The following is an 18,778-nucleotide window of genomic DNA, read 5'->3' on the forward strand; positions in this document are numbered from 1 at the left end:
CGGTGCTTGGGTTGCTGGGTGGGTCTGGGTGCCAGGCGCCGCGTGCTGCGGCGTGTGGGTTGGCGTTTGGGCTAGCGGCCGGTGCCGCCGTATACGACGGCCTGTCCATCGGAATCGAGACCGAATGCGGAGTGCACGGCGCGCACTGCCGAATCGAGTTCCTCTGCGCGGGTGACTACCGAGATGCGAATTTCCGACGTCGTGATCATCTCGATGTTGATTCCTGCATCTCGCAGCGCACCGAACAGCTTGGCGGAGATGCCGGGGCTCGACTTCATTCCCGCACCGACCAGCGACAGCTTCCCGATCTGGTCATCGAAGAGCAGTTCGTCGAAGCCTATGTCGGCGCGGGCCTTGGTTAGCGCCTCGATTGCTGCTGGCGCGTCCGCGGCCGGGAGCGTGAACGAGATGTCGGTCAGGCCGGTCTGTTGGGCGGACACGTTCTGAACGATCATGTCGATGTTGGCGCCCGAAATTGCGACGATCTCAAAGAGCCGCGCGGCGGTCCCCGGGACGTCGGGCAGGCCCACAACGGTGATTTTCGCTTCGGTGCGATCGTGCGCAACACCCGAAATGATCGGCGCTTCCATGTCGTCCCCATTCTTCGCTTCGTTTGCTGCCTGCGCGTCCTGCGGCAGCAAGCCGGGAATACCCGTTCCTAATTCATCGGTCACCAAAGTTCCTACGCGGCCCGAGAACGACGAACGCACGTGGATTGGAACCCCGTAGCGGCGGCCGTACTCCACGCAACGCAACGCCAGGACTTTGGCACCGCTGGCCGCCATCTCAAGCATCTCGTTGTAAGTGATCCGCGCGACCTGGCGAGCCGTCGGCACAATGCGCGGATCGGCGGTGAAGATCCCGTCGACATCGGTGTAAATCTCGCAGACGTCCGCACCCAATGCCGCGGCGAATGCGACCGCGGTCGTGTCGGATCCGCCCCTACCCAAGGTGGTGACGTCGTTGGTTTCGGTGTTGACGCCCTGGAATCCGGCAACGATCGCCACCATTCCCTTGTCCAAAGCCTTTTGAATGCGCCCGGGAACCACGTCAATGATCTTGGCTCGCCCATATTCGGCATCGGTGATCAGGCCCGCCTGCTGGCCGGTGTAAGAACGCGCCTTCACGCCTAGCGCATCGATCGCCATCGCGAGAAGCGACATGGAGATTCGCTCACCCGCGGTGAGCAAGATGTCCATCTCGCGGGTCGGAGGCGCGCTGGTGAGTTGCGCTGCAAGATCTATCAGTTCGTCGGTCGTGTCACCCATTGCCGAGACCACGACCACAACGTCGTTGCCCGCAAGCCTGGTTTGCGCGATTCGGCGTGCGACTCGCTGGATGCTTGCCGCATCGCTCACGGACGAACCGCCGTACTTCTGGACGATCAGTGCCACAACTCACTCCGGGTCGGTATGGAATCTGTACCGTTGATGGCACGGTACCGGCCGCCCAATTGTAGCGGTGACCGCATGACGGGCGCTCGTTCGCCCACAATGCGGGCACCGCGCCCGCGCGCAACCTGGCGCCGCAACCGGGCGCACGGGAGCAAACTCCTTCGCGGTGCGCGCACTACGTCACACGCCCACCTGGGTGCGGCCCTCAAACGCGCGACCAAGGGTGACCTCGTCCGCGAATTCCAGATCGCCGCCGACGGGCAAACCGGATGCCAGCCGCGTAACTCGGATCGGAAGCGCAGATAGCAGGCGCGCAATGTACGTCGCGGTGGCCTCGCCTTCGACATTGGGGTCGGTCGCCAAAATCACCTCTTTGACGGTGTCGTCCTGGAGCCGGGTCAGCAATTCTCTGATGCGCAGATTGTTTGGCCCGATCCCCCCGATCGGATCGATCGCCCCGCCGAGTACGTGATACTTGCCCCGAAATTCGCGGGTCCGTTCGATGGCGACGACGTCCTTCGACTCTTCTACGACGCATATCACCGTGTCCATGCGCCGCGGGTCCGCGCATATCTGGCACTGCACGCCCTGCGCCACGTTGCCGCAGATTTCACAAAAGCGCACCCGCGATTTCGCGTCAACTAGGGCCGTTGCGAGTTTCTGCACCTCTTCCGGCTCCGCGTCGAGGATATGAAAAGCGATCCGTTGCGCGCTCTTGGGGCCGATCCCCGGAAGCCTTCCGAGTTCGTCGATGAGGTCCTGCACTGCGCCTTCGTACACACATCAATCGTAGTGCCACCGCCTGACATTTCACGGATGCGGCTTTCAGATAACCGGGCCTACATTAGAAACAACAGATTTCTACGTGAAGGGGCGGTTGGCATGACGATTGCGGTAGCAGGTTCAACGGGGCATTTGGGACGATTGACGATCGAACACCTCGTGGCGGGCGGCACCGATCCGACCACCATCGTGGCGTTGGCGCGCGATACGCTTCGGGCTCAGCAAGCGTTTTCGGGCGGCATACAGATCCGGGCCGCTGATTACGACGACACCGAAACACTCGAACCCGCGTTGAGCGGGGTCGACACCCTGGTCCTCATCTCCGGCAACGACGTCGGTGCACGCGTGGTCCAGCACCGCGCTGTCATCGACGCGGCCAAGGAAGCCGGGGTCAACCGCGTGGTCTACACATCGATGCTGGGCGCTAGCGCGGCCCTGATCAATCCGATGGGGGCCAGCCACGCCGCGACGGAGAACGATCTGCGCGAATCGGGAATGGCGTACACGCTCATGCGCAACGGATGGTATTCGGAGAACTTCATTGACACCGCGCGTCAGGCGGTCGCAACGGGGGAAATCCTCGGCAGCGCCGGGGACGGCAAGGTCGCGTCAGCGGCGCGGGACGACTTCGCGTCCGCGCTGGCGATCGTTGCCGCAAACGACGGGCATGATTACGCGACGTATGAGTTGGGCGGTGACACCGCGTGGTCATACGCGGATCTTGCGAAGACCGTCACCGAGATTTCCGGGCGCGACGTCACGTACCGCGACGTTTCCGAACGCGAGCACGCGGACACGCTCGTGGCCCTAGCCGGGTTGGATGAAGGAACCGCGGCGTTCATCGCCACGATCGATCAGTCGATCCGCGCCGGCGAGTTGGGAACCGTCACGCACGACCTATCGGTCCTGATTGGTCGGCCCACGACCCCCATCGCGCGCACCCTCGCTGACGCACTGTCGGCGGAGTAAGCACCCTCGCTGACGCACTGTCGGCGGAGTAAGCACCCTCGCTGACGCACTGTCGGCGGAGTAAGCACCCTCGCTGACGCCCTGTCGGCGGAGTAGGCACCCTCGCTGACGCGCTGTCGGCGCAGGGAAACTAGCGTTCGTTTTCGATCACTTCATCGATCACGACACCGTCCAGCATCTGCATGATGAGCGGGGCTCCGAGGAGTCCCGAATCCTCCATCGCCACCGCGCCATCGTCTGACCAGGCTTCCTCGACGTCCTGGTCCGACGGTGCCGGGCGCCGGTCGGCGCGTTCCGCGGGGTGGGGGCGCCGGTCGGCACGTTCCGCGCCGACCCGGCCCCCCGAAGTTGCAGGCTTGCCGGCGGGAGCGCCCGCGGCGTTTTGGTGCCGGCGGACGGGAATAGGTGGGAGCGAGGCCGAGATGCCGCTGGCTGCCGACCGCGTGACCGCCGACCGGGGTGTTCCGGTTGCAGCGGCAGGTTGTCCCTTGTCGGCGCTTTGCGGCACAACGTGGTCCGACCCGCGGCTACCCTCCGCAATGACTTCGGGTTCAGGGGCAGGTTCATCGAGCCAGCCGGGGGGTTCCGGTGCGTCGTAATCGACCTGCGCGCCGCGCCGTGGTTGCCCGGCGCCTCGCTCGTGGTCCGCGTCGGTCGCACCGGGCCGCCGCTCCGGGCCGGAACGGTGTTCGCGTTGGGCGCCCTGCGGCGCGCGGGCGCTGCCGCCCTGTTGGCCCGCCTGCGGGTCCGCCCCGCTGACGGCTTCTCGTCGAGCATTCGCGGGTGGGCGTTGGGATGTTTGCCCTCCGCGCGGCGCCGGGCCGCCCCTGGCCGCATTATTCGTGTTGCGCGCGGCGCGGCCGTCTGCTGCGCCGGGACCACCCGCAGCACCTCCCGCGGGTCCACCGCTTGCGGCACGACCGCCGCGGTCATCGCCGCGGCCATCGCGCAGGTCGCCGCGGACGTTCACCTTGGCCCCAAGCGCCACCTCGATGGCCGCCGCGACCAGAGCCGCGTGGTCTGATGACCGGAATCGCTCCAAGAGCCCCACCGATGGAAACAGCAGGGTGACATCGTCTCCGGCCAGCGCCCCGACGGTTGCGCTTTGGCTGACCAACGCCCACGTCGCCTTGCGCATACCGGATAACGCGGCCAGCACGTCGTCCCACCGCCGCGCAAGGACTTCCGTTTCCACGCGAACCACATCCGCGCTGGCCTGCGCCCGCGGCGCCGCGGGCGCCGCACCCCGACCCTGCTCCGCCGCGGGCACCGCACCCCGACCCTGCTCCGCCGCAGGCACCGCACCCCGCCCCTGCTCCGCCGCAGGGGGCCGGGTCGCGTGGGGGGCGGCCTCGTCCCTTCTTTCGTTTGCGCGCGACTCGCTTTGCCGCGTAGCCGCGCGATTGTTGTTCCCGGCCGCCGCCGCGAGCGCATCGCCGAGCGCATCCGCGCGCGACGCCGGGCGAGGTGCGGATTCTTGACCTACGCGGGGGCCCCCGCCCTCCTCAGCGCGCACCGTCGCGGTCGGCGCCGGACGTCGTTGCGCCCCGCCGCGGCCGCCATCCGCGGGCCGGTCGCCGGCCCCCGCAACCGCGGCAGTTCCCGCCGCCGCCTCAAGCGCGTCGACGCGCGCGGCGACCTCACGGATTCCGTCAACGCCCGCTGGCACCAAAAGCCTGGCGCACAGGAGTTCCAGGTGAAGCCGCGGCGAAGTCGCCCCCACCATCTCGGTGAGGGCGCCGTTGATGGTGTCCGCCGCAGCAGATAGCTGGGCGACTGACGCCGCGCTCGCCTGCCGCTGCATGCGTTCGACCTGGTCGCTCGGGTAACCGCGGAAGACCGAATCGCCTTGCTCTCCGGAAACGGCAAGCACCAGAAGGTCACGAAACCGCTCCAGCAGATCCTCGACGAAGCGTCGCGGCTCCAGACCCGTAGCAATGACCTGTTCGACGATCCGGAACAGGCGTGCACCGTCACGACCCGTCAGCGCCTCCACGACGTCGTCGATCAAGGTTACGGGCGTGAACCCGAGCAGGCCCGCCGCCAACTCGTACGTGATGGTCCCGTTTTCGGCCCCTGCCATCAGCTGATCCAGCACCGACAGGGAATCGCGCACGGATCCCCCGCCCGCGCGCACCACGAGCGGTAACACACCCGCATCGACCGCGATCCGTTCCGCTCCGCACACCTGCTCCAGGTACGGCTGGAGCACTTCCGGGGGGACCAACCTAAATGGGTAGTGGTGAGTTCGCGATCGGATCGTTCCGATGACCTTTTCGGGTTCGGTGGTTGCGAAGATGAATTTCAGGTAGGGCGGCGGCTCCTCGACGATCTTGAGGAGCGCGTTGAACCCCGCCGAGGTCACCATGTGCGCCTCGTCGAGGATAAAAATCTTGTAGCGATCACGCGAGGGGCTGAAAGTGGCCCGTTCCCGCAGGTCGCGCGCGTCGTCGACGCCACCGTGGCTGGCGGCGTCGATCTCCACGACGTCCAGGCTCCCCGACCCCCCGCGGCCCAACTCGATGCAGGATTCACACTTGCCGCACGGATCCGCGGTGTGGTGACCTTCGGTGTTTTCTGCACAGTTCAGCACCCGCGCCAGGATCCGCGCCGACGTCGTCTTCCCGCATCCTCGCGGCCCGGAGAACAGGTAGGCGTGGTTCACCCGGCCGGCCTCAAGTCCGCGCATCAGCGGCACGGTCACGTGCTCTTGTCCGATCACTTCTTCGAACGTTTCGGGCCGGTAGCGGCGATACAGGGCTTCACTCACCCTTAGAACTTTAGACGGTTCGCCTGACACCGCGAGCCGGATAGACACCCCGGTGGACAACTTCTCCGGATGCAGCCGGATCGGCCCGCGAAATGTCAAGGACCCCCCGCGCACCCGCCAGAGCCCACCTACCCTTGCTACCTTCCGGTCCTGGGGGAGTTCAGCAGGATGACGCCACGCGAGGGGTCGACCATTAGGGTACCGCACATCCCGGCATGTCGAACAACTTCGGGACGAGGCCCGCCAACCCGCTTCCGCCGCGCCGCGTCGCGATCGTGACCGCCGGCGGCCGCGACGCCCGCGCACAGCGCCGACGCTCTAAGCAAACGCATGGGTCGGATCTTGTGCGCTAGTGGTTGCCATATCGCCGCAACGGTGGTTTCGTAAAGTTATGGCAAAAGCTGCGCGCACGTTCAAGAATCTGACATTTTTAGCGATCGGGTCGATTGCGGGCGCGGTTGCGCTGGGCGGGCTCCGTGCCTGGTCATTGCGTTGGGGAGCAGACCCTCTCGAGGAGGGCGGTTATCTGCCTGGCGACGAGGCGATGGCCTACGCCGACCACCAGTCCACGCGCGCCATCACCATCCGCACCGCCCCCAGCCGCGTGTGGCCGTGGATCGCACAAATCGGCACCGGCCGCGCTGGTTTTTACTCCTACGACTGGCTTGAGAATCTGTGTGGTCTGGATATCCATTCCGCCGACAAGATCGTCCCCGACCTGCAAGGGATCGCGGTTGGCGACACCGTCTCGCTCGCGAAGGGCGTCGATTTGCAGGTAGCCGAGCTTGAGCCCGAAAGCCACCTGGTGCTCACGGGAACCGGCGTCGACGACAAGAAGATGCCGTTCGAGTTCTCGTGGGCGTTCGTGCTTCACCAGCAGGCACCCGCGCGCACGCGGCTCATCGTCCGCGAACGCTATCGCTATTTGGGTCCGCTCGCCGCAGCCATCGTCGAACCGGTTTCCTTGGTCAGCTTCCTGATGAGCCAAAGAATGCTGACCGGCATCAAGGCCCGCGCCGAAGCGACCGACTAGGACGCCCTAGCCCCGAAACTCGCCCTCCGGGCGCGCCGACGGGTCCGCGTACAGTTCCGCCTCCAGCACCCGCAACTCGACCCGCCGGATCTTCCCGGAGATGGTCTTTGGCAGCTCCGATGCGAATGTCATGCGGCGGATTCGCTTGTACGGAGAAAGCCGCTCGCGCGAGAAGCCAAACAGCTCCTGCGCGGTCTCGGCGGTCGGCTCCACGCCCTCGACCAGGGTCACGTATGCCTTCGGCACGGCCAAACGCAGCGGATCTGGCGACGGGACGACTGCGGCCTCCGCGACCCAGTCGTGCTCCAATAGCGCCGATTCCAGTTCGAACGGAGAGATCCGATAGTCCGATGCCTTGAACACGTCATCGGTTCGCCCGACGTAGGTGATGTAGCCGTCCTCGTCGCGGTAGGCCACATCCGAGGTGTGGTACCAGCCATCGCGCATAACCTCGCGGGTGCGCTCTGGGGCGTTCGCGTATCCGGGAGTCAGCCCGATTGGCCGCGAATCGAGCGATAGACATATTTCGCCCGGGTGCCCCGGCTCGGTGATCTCGTCCCCATCCTCGTCACGCAAGGTCACCACGTACCCAGGCGCCGGTTTGCCCATTGACCCCGACTTCACGGGCTGTCCGGGAAAGTTTCCGATCTGCAGGGTCGTTTCGGTTTGCCCGTATCCGTCGCGAATAGTCACACCCCAGGCGTCTTCAACCTGCGCAATGACCTCCGGGTTGAGCGGTTCGCCCGCGCCGACCACCGATGTCGGCGGGTGTTTGAGGCGCGTCAGATCCGCCTGGATGAGCATCCGCCACACGGTCGGCGGCGCGCAGAAACTCGTGATCCGGGCGCGCTCCATTTCGTCCAGCAGCCTGCCCGCGTTGAATCGCTCGTAGTTGAACAGGTACACGGTCGCGCCAACGTGGAAGGGGGCAAAAAAGTTGGACCAGGCGTGCTTGCCCCAGCCCGGCGACGAGATATTGAGGTGCACGTCGCCGGGACGCACCCCGATCCAGTACATGGTCGACAGGTGACCGATGGTGTAGGAAACCTGCGTGTGCTCCACCAGCTTGGCTTCGGCGGTCGTTCCGGACGTGTAGTACATGAACAGGGGGTCGCTGGCGCTGGTTGCTTGCTCCGCCGTGAAATCGGTGGATCGATCCGCCACCGTTTCTTCGTCGAAATGGCGCCAACCCGCGGGCGCTTCGCCGGTGGTGATGCACACCATGTCGCCCGTTAGGTCGCCGAGAGTGTCGTAGTTGGCCAATTCACTGCCGCGCGCAACGACGACGCGCGCGCCGCCCGCGCTGATGCGTTGGCGCAATTCCACGGCGTCGGCCAGGGTCGTCGTCGGCATCAGCACGGCGCCGATCTTCATCATCGCGAGGGACAGCACCCACAGCTCGACCTGGTTGCCGAGCACGAATAGGACGCGGTCGCCCCTTTCGACGCCCTGCTCCCGTAGCCAGTGAGCCGCCTGGTTCGACCGTTTCCGCAGGTCAGCGTACGTCCGCTTGGTTTCGCTGCCGTCCATTTCGACGAGCCACAGGGCAAGCCGGTCCGCGGTGTGCGGATCCGATGCAACCACGTCGAACCAATCGAGTGCATAGTTGAAATGGGGCGGATCGGGCCACACAAACTCCCGGACCGCCTTGTCGTAATCCTCGCGTACCGAAAGCAGGAAATCGCGGGCCTTGCGGAAGTCCAGGGTCGCCTGCGAGGTTTGGCCCGACACCAGCGCGGAGCCGGGCAGCTTTGCTGTCGCTATATCGATCGACGAGGCCCCCGTCCCTCCCTCGATTGCGTCGATTTGAGGTGAAGCATCCGCGTTGGTCATCGATCGTCCTTCTTCCAAAAGTTCTACCTACGCCACCGTAACCTACGGTTCCGTAGTTTCGCTGGGACCGTGAATCAAATGCGGTGCCGGATCGGTCACACCCGACGCGCGCCGACGAGCACCCGATGGGCTTCGCCCGTCGTGTTTTCTATCCCGGCACCGGGGCGGATCGTCGTGTTGCTCAACCGTTCGATCGCGCCTGTCGTGGTGGTTAGTTTTCGAAGCGGGCCGGATCGTCCATGGTCGCTTCGGGCGCCGGGGCGCAAGCGGGCCGGATCGTCCATGGTCGCTCCGGTCGCCGGGGGCGGAAGCGGGGCCTGACGTATTAGGCTTGGGTGTTTAGGTTTCTTGGCCCGGTGTTGGCGTCTAGTGGATTGGGGTGTGTCGTGGTGCGGTGTGGCTGGCGTCCGGTGGCGAGGTCGGCGGTGGCCGCCGTGGTGGGATGCGCGTTAGCCGCGGGCGCGATGCCCGCGGGCGCGGTGGCTGCGGGGGCTGTGCCTGCGGGCGTGGGGGCGGTGCCTGCGGGCGCGGTGTCGCGGGGCGTCTTTGTCAAGGTGAGCGCTAAGCAGGTGGGGCCGCGGTTGGTGCGGGCCGAGGTGAGGGTGGTGGTTCGTGCCCCGCGCGCCGATGCAGTGCGGTGGGTGGTGGTTCGTTATCGGCCGGCCGGCAGCGTGAAGTCCGGCGGGGCTGATCAGCGCAAGCGGGTGGCGGTGCGCTGGTCGGTTGGCAAGGGCGCCTACGTGGGGGTCGTGTCGTTTCGTTCGAAGCGTCCGGGGTCGGTGCGCGTCAAGGTTGCGGGCGTGGGGTCGGCGAAGGCGTCCGCGCGACTGCTGACCACAAAACTGTCCGGGTGGGATTCCTCGGCCAAGGTGACGAAGGGTAAGGCCGTGAAGGACACGGTGGCCGTGTCACCAGCCTACGGTCGCAAGGTGCTGCTGCAACGGTACTCGGGCGCCTCGTGGGTGACCGTCCGTACGTACACGGCGCCGAACAGGTCGAAAGCTAACGTGGCTGTGACCATTACTGCGGCGGAAGCTCAAGCCTATAAGAAATGGCGCGTGCAGGCCGTGGGCACCGGAATCGCGAAGGCTAAGTCTTCCGGTGTGAAGAAGCTGAGCGGCAAAGCCACGTTGAATGACCCCGGTACGCCGGACCCCGCGACGCCGTCAACGCCAACCACCCCTGGGACGGGCAACGGGTATGCGACCTGCAATGACGTGTTTGGTAACCCGATTGCGAACTGCTTGACGATCTCCACCGTCGCCGGCGTCTGGAGTAGGGATGCGGCCTGCGGGGTGACAAAGGTTTGCGTGCGTAAACCAACTGCCGAAGAGATCGACTGGGGGCTCGTGCCGGCTGAGACGGTGCAGTGGCCGAACAAGACATGGTCGTTGCTGCAAAGGTTCACTACTCAGCCCGCATCAGGTTGGAGCACCACCAAGACTGAGACATTCTATGTCCCGGGCGTGGCGGAAGCACTTAACGACTGGGGGGTCGCGAACGGGTTCCTTGAGGAGGGCAGCAACCACTTCCGGCCGTTGAAGACGGCGTCGGGCGGTGGACCGACCGTGACTGGGACGTATGTGACCGCGGACGGTTCGACGAAGACCATTAAGGTGCCCGGCCAGGGCGGCTTTGCACAGTGGTGGCAGGAACAGACCTTTGGGCTTTCACACGGGGACTACTGGTCACGGAGCTCGGGCGAGATTCACTCTTGTGGTACACGCACTGGCCAGGACTGTACCCCCTCAAGTGCCAACAATGCGCGCATGTACACGAACGCCAACTACCCAGTGTCGGGATACAAGTGGGACTGCAGCGAGCAGGTGTGGGGAGGTTCCGCGGATGAAACAGCGCGTGGATACCTTGCTGGCATCAATCAGACCGCCGAACCAGCACACTGGGCTGGGCTGCGCAATGCTTCGAACGCGTCGAATCCAATTTATGCGAACTGGGGCGGTGTTAGGTGGGATGAAGGCGGAACCTCAGTGGTCGTTGAAATGTGCCAATTGCTTAACACCACGACTGGGGCTCCTTCGGTTCTACCAGGCGAAACTGCGTAGAAGGTATGCGCTCCGAACCCCGCCGGATTCAGTTACCGGCGGGGTTCTTTGCCGTCACCAACCCGCTACCGTTCACTGCCCGGCATGCTTTCACCGTGTCGACACGCTCATGGTTTCAAGGGACCGGGATAGTTTTCCGCCGGCCCGCCGTGCGGGCCACTCGACCAGCGGAATTGGGCCCGATCGACGGATCACAGCGGCAATCGCATTGCGACGGCTGTCATGCCGTCAACGTCGAGTCCGGTTTCAAGATCGCCCCCGGCAATTTTGGCGCGGCGCCGCAGGCCACCGAGGCCGCTCCCCTCGTCGGCCCCCGGGGACCATGGCCTCCCGTCGTTGGCGACCTGCACAAGAAGCGCGTTCGGGCAGCCAGTCGCATCGTTCTCGGCCCCGAACGAGACCGCGACCTTTCGCGCGTGTCCGTGCTTGAGGGCGTTGGTGAGCGCCTCCTCGACGAACCGCAGCAGCAGCATCCTCGTTTCCGACGAAATGCTGCTGGCAGTGAAGTCGTCCAATTGACGCACAGCCGCATCGACAGAGAACGAGGCCTCTATATGCGTTGGGAGGCGCCCCAGCAGAAGACGGATGGCGCCCCGCAATCCCACCTCGAGGCCGTCCGGTGACAGGAGACGGCTTGTGGCGCGGATGGTCTCGTCCCTGATATTCGCTAACTCGGCGCGGATCGCCTCTAAACTGACCGTCACCTCGGCCCTCTCCGGGCATTCCCCCGTCATTCTCCGCATGACACCGGTCAGTTCCGCTTCCATGACGACAAAGCGCTGCTGAACGGAACCATGCAACGCTTCGGAAACGGTGCGGTGAACTCGCATCTCCTCTTCGCGCAGGGCCTCAGTCGCGACAATTTGCGCCAGCTTGGCGGCTTGCGCTTCGGCCGCGAGCTGGCGTTCACGCCGCTGATGACGCATTGACCCCGTCGCGAAAATGGTGGCCACGCCGTACATCAGAATTCCGCCCATAAGCTCGAATGCGATGATGATTCCATCGGTGGTGACATAGATGCGCAACAGGGCCTGCAACCCGATCCTCGCGGCGGCTCCCAACACCACGACGGCGCCGCCCAGGATCACGCGCTGACGCAGGCCAGATATCCGGGGCAGATCCAATCGCGAGATAGCCCAAGAAGCCACCACCAACGGCGTCACCGACGCCAGAATTCGCGTCCACAAGAGGCCGTGGATGTTGGATGGACCGCTCGATTGCCCGGCCAGGTAATACGCCTGCACAAGGCCCATGGCGATGAATGTCGAACCGATCATTAAAATCGAATAGAAAACCCATCGCCGGTCCAACTCATCGGCGGGGCTAGGCGGTTCCACATTGATGCCGAAAGCCGCGTGCCATTGCCGCTCTTTAGCGCTGATCGCCATGAAAACTCCTTAGGCGCTTGGCCGCGCCCGCGCCGCGGGCCGTTGGATCGTAGTCGATTCGCTCATCGTTGCGCGAGGAACGCCCTCGCTTCCCCACACTTTACGCACGCCGCTGGATCTTTCACCCTAACCGGGCCTCATTACCATGCGTTGAATGCGCCATCAGCAATAATGACACCATGGCTGATGAAACGGAATTGGAATCGGGTTCAGCACGATCCCAAAATGAGATCGCGCGCGAGGGAATCCGTGTTGCAATCGTTGAGGACAACAACCTTTTCCGGGAAATGCTGGTTGCGACTATCAACGCCACACCCGGCATGACGCTGGTTGCATCGTGCGCGACCGCCCAAGCCGCCCGCACCCAAATCCTCCCCGGTTCCGCACACATCGTCCTCATGGATATCTCGCTGCCCGATGGCAACGGCATCGCCTTGGGCCTGTCATTGCAGCGCCGGGACAGCAAACTGCGCGTCCTGCTACTGTCCGCGCACAACGCGATGGAACTGCTGCTGGACCTGCCGCAGGGCATGCAGGGGAAGTGGTCTTACCTGTCAAAGAACTCGTGCGTGTCGGTCACCATGCTGCTAGCTGCGATCCGACGCACCACGGCCGGTCGGCAGGTTCTTGATCCCGGTCTCGTGGACAAGGCGCGGCCCCGGGTTGGAACCTCCGTTGCCGCATTGAGCGCGAGACGTTACGAGGTGCTGCGCCTCTTGGCCCAGGGGTTGTCCAACGCGGGGATTGCCGAACGGCTCGGAATCGCCGACAAGTCCGTCCAAAACCACGTGAATTCGATCTACACGGAGTTAGGAATCGACCCCGACCCGAACGAGAATCCACGGGTCATAGCGACCCTGCGCATGCTGGAAGAGACCGGCACGATTGCTGGCGAATAGGGCCCCACCAGTCTTGGGCGTAGACCCGGCCGCGATCGTTGTTTCGCGAACGATTCGTCTAATCGGCGTCGACTCCGGTATCCTTTTGTGGCTGGTGCGCTTGCGCGCCGCCCGGAGGATTCGCCTAGTGGCCTATGGCGCACGCTTGGAAAGCGTGTTGGGTTAAAAGCCCTCGGGGGTTCGAATCCCCCATCCTCCGCGACAAGACCCCGGGACCCCAGTGGTTCCGGGGTTTTTTGTTGCCATTGAGACATCATAGGCCGCGCCGCCGCGCAGTTGCTCGTCCGTTCAAACTGAGGCAACATAGGTCCATGAGACTCGATACTCACTGCCCCATGCTGACATTTCGGAAACATATCGTCGCGGCCACCGCAATTCTTGCTTCCATCGCGCTGGCCGGTGCCGGGGCGGCGCCCGCCAGCGCCCTCGCTCCGCAGGTTCTGCAGGGCGGCGTTGCTCCCGCGGCCTCAGTCACCGCGCAGATCAATGACTCGGGCCGCCAGGACGACGCACCGGCCACCCTTCGCCGCGCCGCGCCCAGTGAGCACAAAGAAGGCCAGAGGGCGTTCAAGGCGCTTGTCAAAGCAGGCAGGTCCGGCTCGTGGAAGAAAATTCGGAAGCACACTGTGACCAAGAAGGACGCCAAGAAGGTTCGGGCCTTCTTCAGGTCCTTGAAGAGGGCCAAGCGCCAAGGTGCCGAGATAAACGGGGGTGGTGACATTGTCTTCTGCGGGACTATCGGCCAGGCTTCGAGTTGCACGTACTTGGGCAACGTGTACTGGCGTGGTGACCCGGCGACGAACGAGGTGATACTCGAAGCCACGGCCGTGTCGAAAACGGGCAAGGTGCGATTCCGCGTGACGACCGCGGAAGGTGCCCCGCAGCGCTGACGGAACAGTAGGCGGCGGCGCGGCCGCCGATCTAGGACAAATGGGCCGCCAAGCAGCCGCACTGGTGCGCCACAGTTATTGGAACAAATAGTGTCCAAGTACCGCACATTGAATTGAGACAACGATGTCAGCACCTAGTTGGTTTTCGGCGACGCTAGCGTCGGTATCGACGTTGGCGAACGACGTGGGATCCGCCATCACCCGGCGCAAACCCGTCGAACAGTCGATGCTCGCCATGCAAGACCCGACGCGTTCGCTCAAGCGCGAGCTGACAGCCTGGGATCTGGCAACCCTGGGGGTCGCGGTGGCGGTCGGCGCAGGCATCTTCTCGGTGGGGGCCACGGCAGCCGCGAATTATGCGGGCCCCTCGGTCATTCTCTCGTTCGTTATCGCGGCGATCGTGTGCGGCCTGGCGGTAATGTGCTACGCAGAATTCGCTTCCACGCTGCCGGTCTCCGGCTCCGCCTATACCTATTCGTACACAACGATGGGCGAATTGGTCGCCTGGATAATTGGCTGGGACCTGATCCTCGAGATGCTCCTCGCCGCATCGGTCATCGCGAAGTTCTGGGGCGTCTACCTGGCCGACGCCTTCCGGCTGTTCAACGTCGAGATTCCCCTCACCTTTCACATCGGGGGGATCGAGGCGACGTGGGGCCCCATCCTGATCGTTGGCATATTTACCGCGCTGCTGGTCATCGGAACAAAGCTCAGCACCCGCGTCACGAACATCTTCACGATCCTCAAGGTCGGCATCACGCTCTTTGTCATTGTCGCCGGGGCGGGCTACATCAAGCTGCAAAACTACACACCATTCGTGCCACCATCGCAGCCCGCGGAGCACAAGACGGCCATGGAGCAGCCGCTCTTCGCATTCCTCTCGGGCCTGACCCCGTCAACCTTCGGCATCGTGGGGATACTGTCCGCGGCCGCGCTGGTCTTCTTCGCCTTCATCGGCTTTGACGTTGTAGCGACGACGGCCGAAGAGGCCAAGGACCCCCAAAGGACCCTGCCGCGAGGCATTCTGGGCGGGCTAGCCATGGTGTCGGTGCTCTACATTTTGGTGACTTTGGTTGTGACGGGCATGGTCTCTTACAAAGACCTTGCGGCCAGCGGCACGCCCTCGTTGACAACGGCGTTCGAGCTCGTCGGGGCCACCTGGGCGGGCAAAGTCATATCCGTCGGGATCCTAATCGGCCTGACCACGGTCGTGATGGTCCTGCTCCTGGGCCTAACGCGGGTTGTATTCGCGATGAGCCGCGACGGGCTGCTCCCCCGCGGCTTGTCCAGGACCAGCCCTCGCTTCCACACCCCGGTCCGCCTCCAGATCATCGTCGGTGTCATTGTGGCGCTGATCGCGGGCGTAGCCAAGGTCGAGTTGCTCGAAGAAATGATCAATATCGGTACGCTGTCCGCATTTGTGCTCGTCAGCTTCGGTATACCAATTCTGCGCAAATCCCGCCCCGACCTAAAACGCGGCTTCCGCGTCCCCTGGTCCCCGACCCTCCCGATCATTTCCGGGGTCGCCTGCCTGTGGCTGATGGCAAATCTCACCGTGACGACGTGGATGCGCTTTCTCATTTGGCTGGGCATCGGGTTGGTCATTTGGCTGAGTTACGGACGGCGGCGCAGCGTAGTTGCGGCATCAAACGACGAGGCCTCCGCCCCCGCGCTCGAAAAATAGCCCATAAGGAGCCCGCTGCACGCGGAGCGGCCGGGGCCGACCGGGCCCGCATCTCCCGGCCGGGTCGAGCATTCGGCCCGGCCGCAGTGCCGCTACTCCTCGAAGTAGGCCTGCAATATGAGTGTCGTCTGCGTCGAAACGGGGACACTGGCGTGGATCGTGTTCAACAAATCTTCGAGATGGCTGGGAGATTGGGTGCGGACCAACAGCATGTAACTCGGGGCACCTGCAATCGAATAGCAGGACATGACCCCCGCGATCTCCGCCAGGCGTGCGGGTATCTGCGATTGCTGCGAGTAGTCCAGGGGCGTAACCGACACGAACGCCGAAATCGGCGTGCCCAGCGCCTCGTGATCGACAACGGCGCGGTAGCCGGCAATGATGCCTCGCCTCTCGAGCTTTTGCACGCGCGACTGCACGGCCGACACCGAAAGCCCGGTCTTATCGGACAATTTCGCCAGCGTGGCCCTGCCGTCGGCAGTGAGTACCTCGATTATGGCGCGGTCGACCTGATCGATGACCTCAGATTGCGGAACGCGAGACAGCTTGCCGGTGGAAATCGGCCGTTCGTTCATAGGTTAAGCGTAAGCGACCATCGCATGGCGCCGCGAAAACTCGACGATGCGCCGCATTCCTTCGCGGATCTCCTGGTCATCACCCGCATAGCTGATCCGCACAAAGCCTGCACCCGCGGCACCGAAGGCTTCACCAGGGATCACGGCCACGCGCTCTTCTTCTAGCAACAGGTCCGCGAACCGCTGCGAGGTCAGTCCCGTCCCGGTCACGTCGACGAAGGCGTAGAAAGCGCCCTGCGGCGCGACGCACGTCAAGCCGGGGCAGTCTGCCAGCGCCTCCATGACCAATCGCCTGCGCGCATCGTACGCGCCGCGCATGGCGCCGACCTCTTTCTGCACCCCCGTGAGCGCGGCGACCGCGGCGTACTGGGCCGGGGCGTTGTTCGACGAGTTGATCAGCTCCGCCAGTTTCGAAGTTTCGGCGATGACGTGCCGGGGCGCCAGCATGTAGCCGATCCGCCATCCGGTCATCGCGTACGTCTTCGAGAGCGAATCGACCACTATCGCGCGGTCCTTCATCCCATCGCACAGCGCAATGCTGGGAGCGCTGACGCCTTCGCCCACGGGGCGCCCCGCGCCATAACGCGCTGCGGCCGGAGCCTGCGCGCCTGACGGCCCGGTGCCGCGCTCCGCCGCGTACTCAGCGCCATAGACGAACGGGTGGTAGACCTCGTCGGAAATCACCCACATGTCGTGCCTGACGCACAGTTCGGCGATACGCGCCAACTCCGTCAAGGGAGTCACCGCACCGGTGGGGTTGGAGGGAGAGTTGACGATTATTGCTCGCGTGCGGTCGGTGATGGCGGCGGCGATGTCGTTCGCGTCCATGCGCATGCCGTTTTCAGCACGCAACGGTACGTATACCGGCGTGGCCCCGCACAGCAGAATCTGCGCATCGTATGACGTGAAATGCGGAGAGCACAAGATGACCTCATCGCCCGGGTCCACCGTTGCGCGCAACGCAAGGTAAAGACCCAGTGTCGCGCCCGGAACCGCCTGGATTTCGGTCGCGGGGTCGTACCGCAGGCCCTTAACCTTGCGGGAATAGTCGGAAACGGCGAGGCGGAACTCGTCGATGCCCAAGACGTTGGTGTAGTGCGTGCGGCCCGCTTCGATAGCGCCGCATCCGGCGGCGGCGACGTGCGCGGGAGCGGTGAAACCCGGCTCCCCAACCGCGAACGAGATCACGGAGTCGTAGTCGTCGCATTTATCAAATACGTCACGAATGCCCGATCTCGGGGCCATAGCGGACAGATCGGAGATCTTTCTGCGCTGCGGTTTCTTCATGAACACAATTGCCACCTCCTAGGGGATATCGAAGGCGATCTTCCTCAAGATCGACACTCGCAACGGATATCTTACACCAGTCAAGCGTCGTTACAGTATTTTTTACTCCTCAGGCCGCGGCGCTGGCCGTCGCGCGGCAAGCGGAGTTCCTGCCGCCGGAAAAATGTCAGCCTGTCCGCTTAGAATGTCCCCATGATCTTCCGCGCGGTTGGGGACGAGCGCCCTTATCCCGACCATGGTCTTGAATCCACGAAAGACTGGTCCGCCATAGCCCCGCGCCAGGTCCGCCTGGACCAACTCGTCACGACAAAGCGCACGCTAGACCTTGATACCCTTTTGGCAGAGGACTCGACGTTTTACGGCGACCTGTTCGCCCACGTGGTGCAGTATCGCGGGGTCATGTACCTCGAAGACGGACTGCACCGCGCGCTGCGGGCGGCCCTACAACAAAGACATCTACTGCACGCGCGCGTGCTGATACTCACCGACTGACGGATTGATAGGTTGACGAGGTGCCCACACCCACGACTACGCAGGTTGACCCGGTCGCCCGCGCCCGCAAGCAGCGCATTCGCCGCAAACGCGCCCGCCAGTCGGTCGTTTTCGGATCGTTGATCGCGTTCATGGTGCTGGCCGCATTGCTTGCCGTCGCGGTGTACAACAACGCGATCAACGTACCGTTTGCTACCGGGTTTTCGTCCACCGCCGTCCCAACGGACGCGCCGATCACCCCGGCCTGCCTGGCAGAAGGAAAGACCAAGCCCGTGGGTTACCGCAAGATCAAGGTACGGGTCTTCAACTCCTCCGATCGCAAGGGCCTAGCGGCGACAACGGCCCAACAACTCGAAAAGCTCGGTTTCCAGATCACTGCCACCGGAAACGTCGACGACAACGTGGCCAACGCGCGCATTAGCTACGGAGCTAAGGGGATCGCGCGCGCGTACACGCTGGCCGCTCACATCTCCGGCGCAGTCCTGGATTACGACGACCGCACGAGCGTTTCCATCGACCTCACCGTGGGCGCGAGCTTCGACGGCCTGATCGACGAGAAATCGGTGACCATCAAGTCGGGCACGCCCATGGAGGATCTGCCCGGCTGCGCCCCCATCGACACGCTGACCCCCAGCAAGCAATTGCACCCAACGGTGGCCGAGGCCAAGACGGAGAAGTAAACCGCATACGGCCCGCGAGCGCGCATCGATTCGGCGCC

At 64.1% G+C, this 18,778-nt stretch carries 15 protein-coding genes, 1 tRNA gene and 1 other RNA gene; 9 read left to right on the forward strand and 8 right to left on the reverse strand.

Going from position 1 to position 18,778, the window contains the following annotated elements; translation table 11 throughout:
• Positions 1 to 71: 71 nt before the first annotated feature.
• Both FB389_RS05490 and recR read right to left on the reverse strand, forming a co-directional pair.
• Entirely contained in the window at positions 72 to 1,394 is a 1,323-nt protein-coding gene (locus tag FB389_RS05490) for an aspartate kinase (protein WP_142111735.1), read from the reverse strand.
• 180 nt (positions 1,395 to 1,574) lie between these two features.
• On the reverse strand, positions 1,575 to 2,174 hold the full coding sequence (recR, locus tag FB389_RS05495) for a recombination mediator RecR (protein ID WP_142111737.1): 600 nt from the start codon (positions 2,172 to 2,174) through the stop codon (positions 1,575 to 1,577).
• A gap of 102 nt (positions 2,175 to 2,276) precedes the next feature.
• On the opposite strand from recR, the gene FB389_RS05500 reads away from it, so the two are divergent.
• On the forward strand, positions 2,277 to 3,146 hold the full coding sequence (locus FB389_RS05500) for an SDR family oxidoreductase (protein WP_142111739.1): 870 nt from the start codon (positions 2,277 to 2,279) through the stop codon (positions 3,144 to 3,146).
• 130 nt (positions 3,147 to 3,276) lie between these two features.
• On the opposite strand, the gene FB389_RS05505 is transcribed toward FB389_RS05500, so the two are convergent.
• Positions 3,277 to 5,916, reverse strand: coding sequence for a DNA polymerase III subunit gamma and tau (locus tag FB389_RS05505; RefSeq protein ID WP_142111740.1), 2,640 nt, complete (start codon positions 5,914 to 5,916; stop codon positions 3,277 to 3,279).
• Between the two features lie 94 nt (positions 5,917 to 6,010).
• Positions 6,011 to 6,107, reverse strand: an RNA gene (gene ffs, locus FB389_RS05510) — signal recognition particle sRNA small type.
• Positions 6,108 to 6,307: 200 nt separating this feature from the next.
• Between ffs and FB389_RS05515 the strand changes: the two genes are divergently transcribed.
• The gene (locus FB389_RS05515; protein ID WP_142111742.1) at positions 6,308 to 6,949 is read left to right on the forward strand and encodes an SRPBCC family protein; all 642 of its coding nucleotides are present in this window, start codon (positions 6,308 to 6,310) and stop codon (positions 6,947 to 6,949) included.
• A 6-nt stretch (positions 6,950 to 6,955) separates the two neighbouring features.
• Here the strand turns inward: FB389_RS05515 and FB389_RS05520 are convergent, their stop codons facing one another.
• Positions 6,956 to 8,782, reverse strand: a complete 1,827-nt coding sequence (locus FB389_RS05520) for an AMP-binding protein (RefSeq protein WP_142111744.1) — start codon at positions 8,780 to 8,782, stop codon at positions 6,956 to 6,958.
• Positions 8,783 to 9,192: 410 nt separating this feature from the next.
• Here FB389_RS05520 and FB389_RS05530 point away from each other — a divergent pair, with 410 nt between their 5' ends.
• Entirely contained in the window at positions 9,193 to 10,845 is a 1,653-nt protein-coding gene (locus tag FB389_RS05530; protein WP_170207888.1) for a hypothetical protein, read from the forward strand.
• A 191-nt stretch (positions 10,846 to 11,036) separates the two neighbouring features.
• Here FB389_RS05530 and FB389_RS05535 read toward each other — a convergent pair whose 3' ends face one another.
• Positions 11,037 to 12,233, reverse strand: coding sequence for a sensor histidine kinase (locus FB389_RS05535; protein ID WP_142111747.1), 1,197 nt, complete (start codon positions 12,231 to 12,233; stop codon positions 11,037 to 11,039).
• Between the two features lie 179 nt (positions 12,234 to 12,412).
• Between FB389_RS05535 and FB389_RS05540 the strand changes: the two genes are divergently transcribed.
• The 4 genes from FB389_RS05540 to FB389_RS05555 all read left to right on the forward strand — a co-directional run bounded on the left by FB389_RS05540 (position 12,413) and on the right by FB389_RS05555 (position 15,706).
• Entirely contained in the window at positions 12,413 to 13,132 is a 720-nt protein-coding gene (locus tag FB389_RS05540) for a response regulator transcription factor (RefSeq protein WP_142111750.1), read from the forward strand.
• 113 nt (positions 13,133 to 13,245) lie between these two features.
• Positions 13,246 to 13,331: transfer RNA gene (locus tag FB389_RS05545), tRNA-Ser, on the forward strand.
• 136 nt (positions 13,332 to 13,467) lie between these two features.
• Complete coding sequence (locus tag FB389_RS05550) at positions 13,468 to 14,022, forward strand: hypothetical protein (protein WP_142111751.1); 555 nt, start codon at positions 13,468 to 13,470, stop codon at positions 14,020 to 14,022.
• A gap of 226 nt (positions 14,023 to 14,248) precedes the next feature.
• A complete protein-coding gene (locus FB389_RS05555) occupies positions 14,249 to 15,706 on the forward strand; it encodes an amino acid permease (RefSeq protein ID WP_142113586.1) in 1,458 nt (485 codons plus the stop codon).
• A 92-nt stretch (positions 15,707 to 15,798) separates the two neighbouring features.
• Here the strand turns inward: FB389_RS05555 and FB389_RS05560 are convergent, their stop codons facing one another.
• Positions 15,799 to 16,281: an Lrp/AsnC family transcriptional regulator gene (locus FB389_RS05560; RefSeq protein WP_142111753.1), complete on the reverse strand. Its 483-nt coding sequence runs from the start codon at positions 16,279 to 16,281 to the stop codon at positions 15,799 to 15,801.
• Positions 16,282 to 16,284: 3 nt separating this feature from the next.
• Entirely contained in the window at positions 16,285 to 17,568 is a 1,284-nt protein-coding gene (locus tag FB389_RS05565) for a pyridoxal phosphate-dependent aminotransferase (protein ID WP_142111755.1), read from the reverse strand.
• A 192-nt stretch (positions 17,569 to 17,760) separates the two neighbouring features.
• Between FB389_RS05565 and FB389_RS05570 the strand changes: the two genes are divergently transcribed.
• Both FB389_RS05570 and FB389_RS05575 read left to right on the forward strand, forming a co-directional pair.
• On the forward strand, positions 17,761 to 18,060 hold the full coding sequence (locus tag FB389_RS05570; RefSeq protein WP_142111757.1) for a type II toxin-antitoxin system VapB family antitoxin: 300 nt from the start codon (positions 17,761 to 17,763) through the stop codon (positions 18,058 to 18,060).
• A gap of 20 nt (positions 18,061 to 18,080) precedes the next feature.
• Positions 18,081 to 18,740: a LytR C-terminal domain-containing protein gene (locus tag FB389_RS05575; RefSeq protein ID WP_142111759.1), complete on the forward strand. Its 660-nt coding sequence runs from the start codon at positions 18,081 to 18,083 to the stop codon at positions 18,738 to 18,740.
• The last annotated feature ends 38 nt before the right edge of the window (positions 18,741 to 18,778 follow it).

The organism is Rarobacter incanus, assembly GCF_006715765.1.
Taxonomy (GTDB): Bacteria; Actinomycetota; Actinomycetes; order Actinomycetales; family Cellulomonadaceae; genus Rarobacter; species Rarobacter incanus.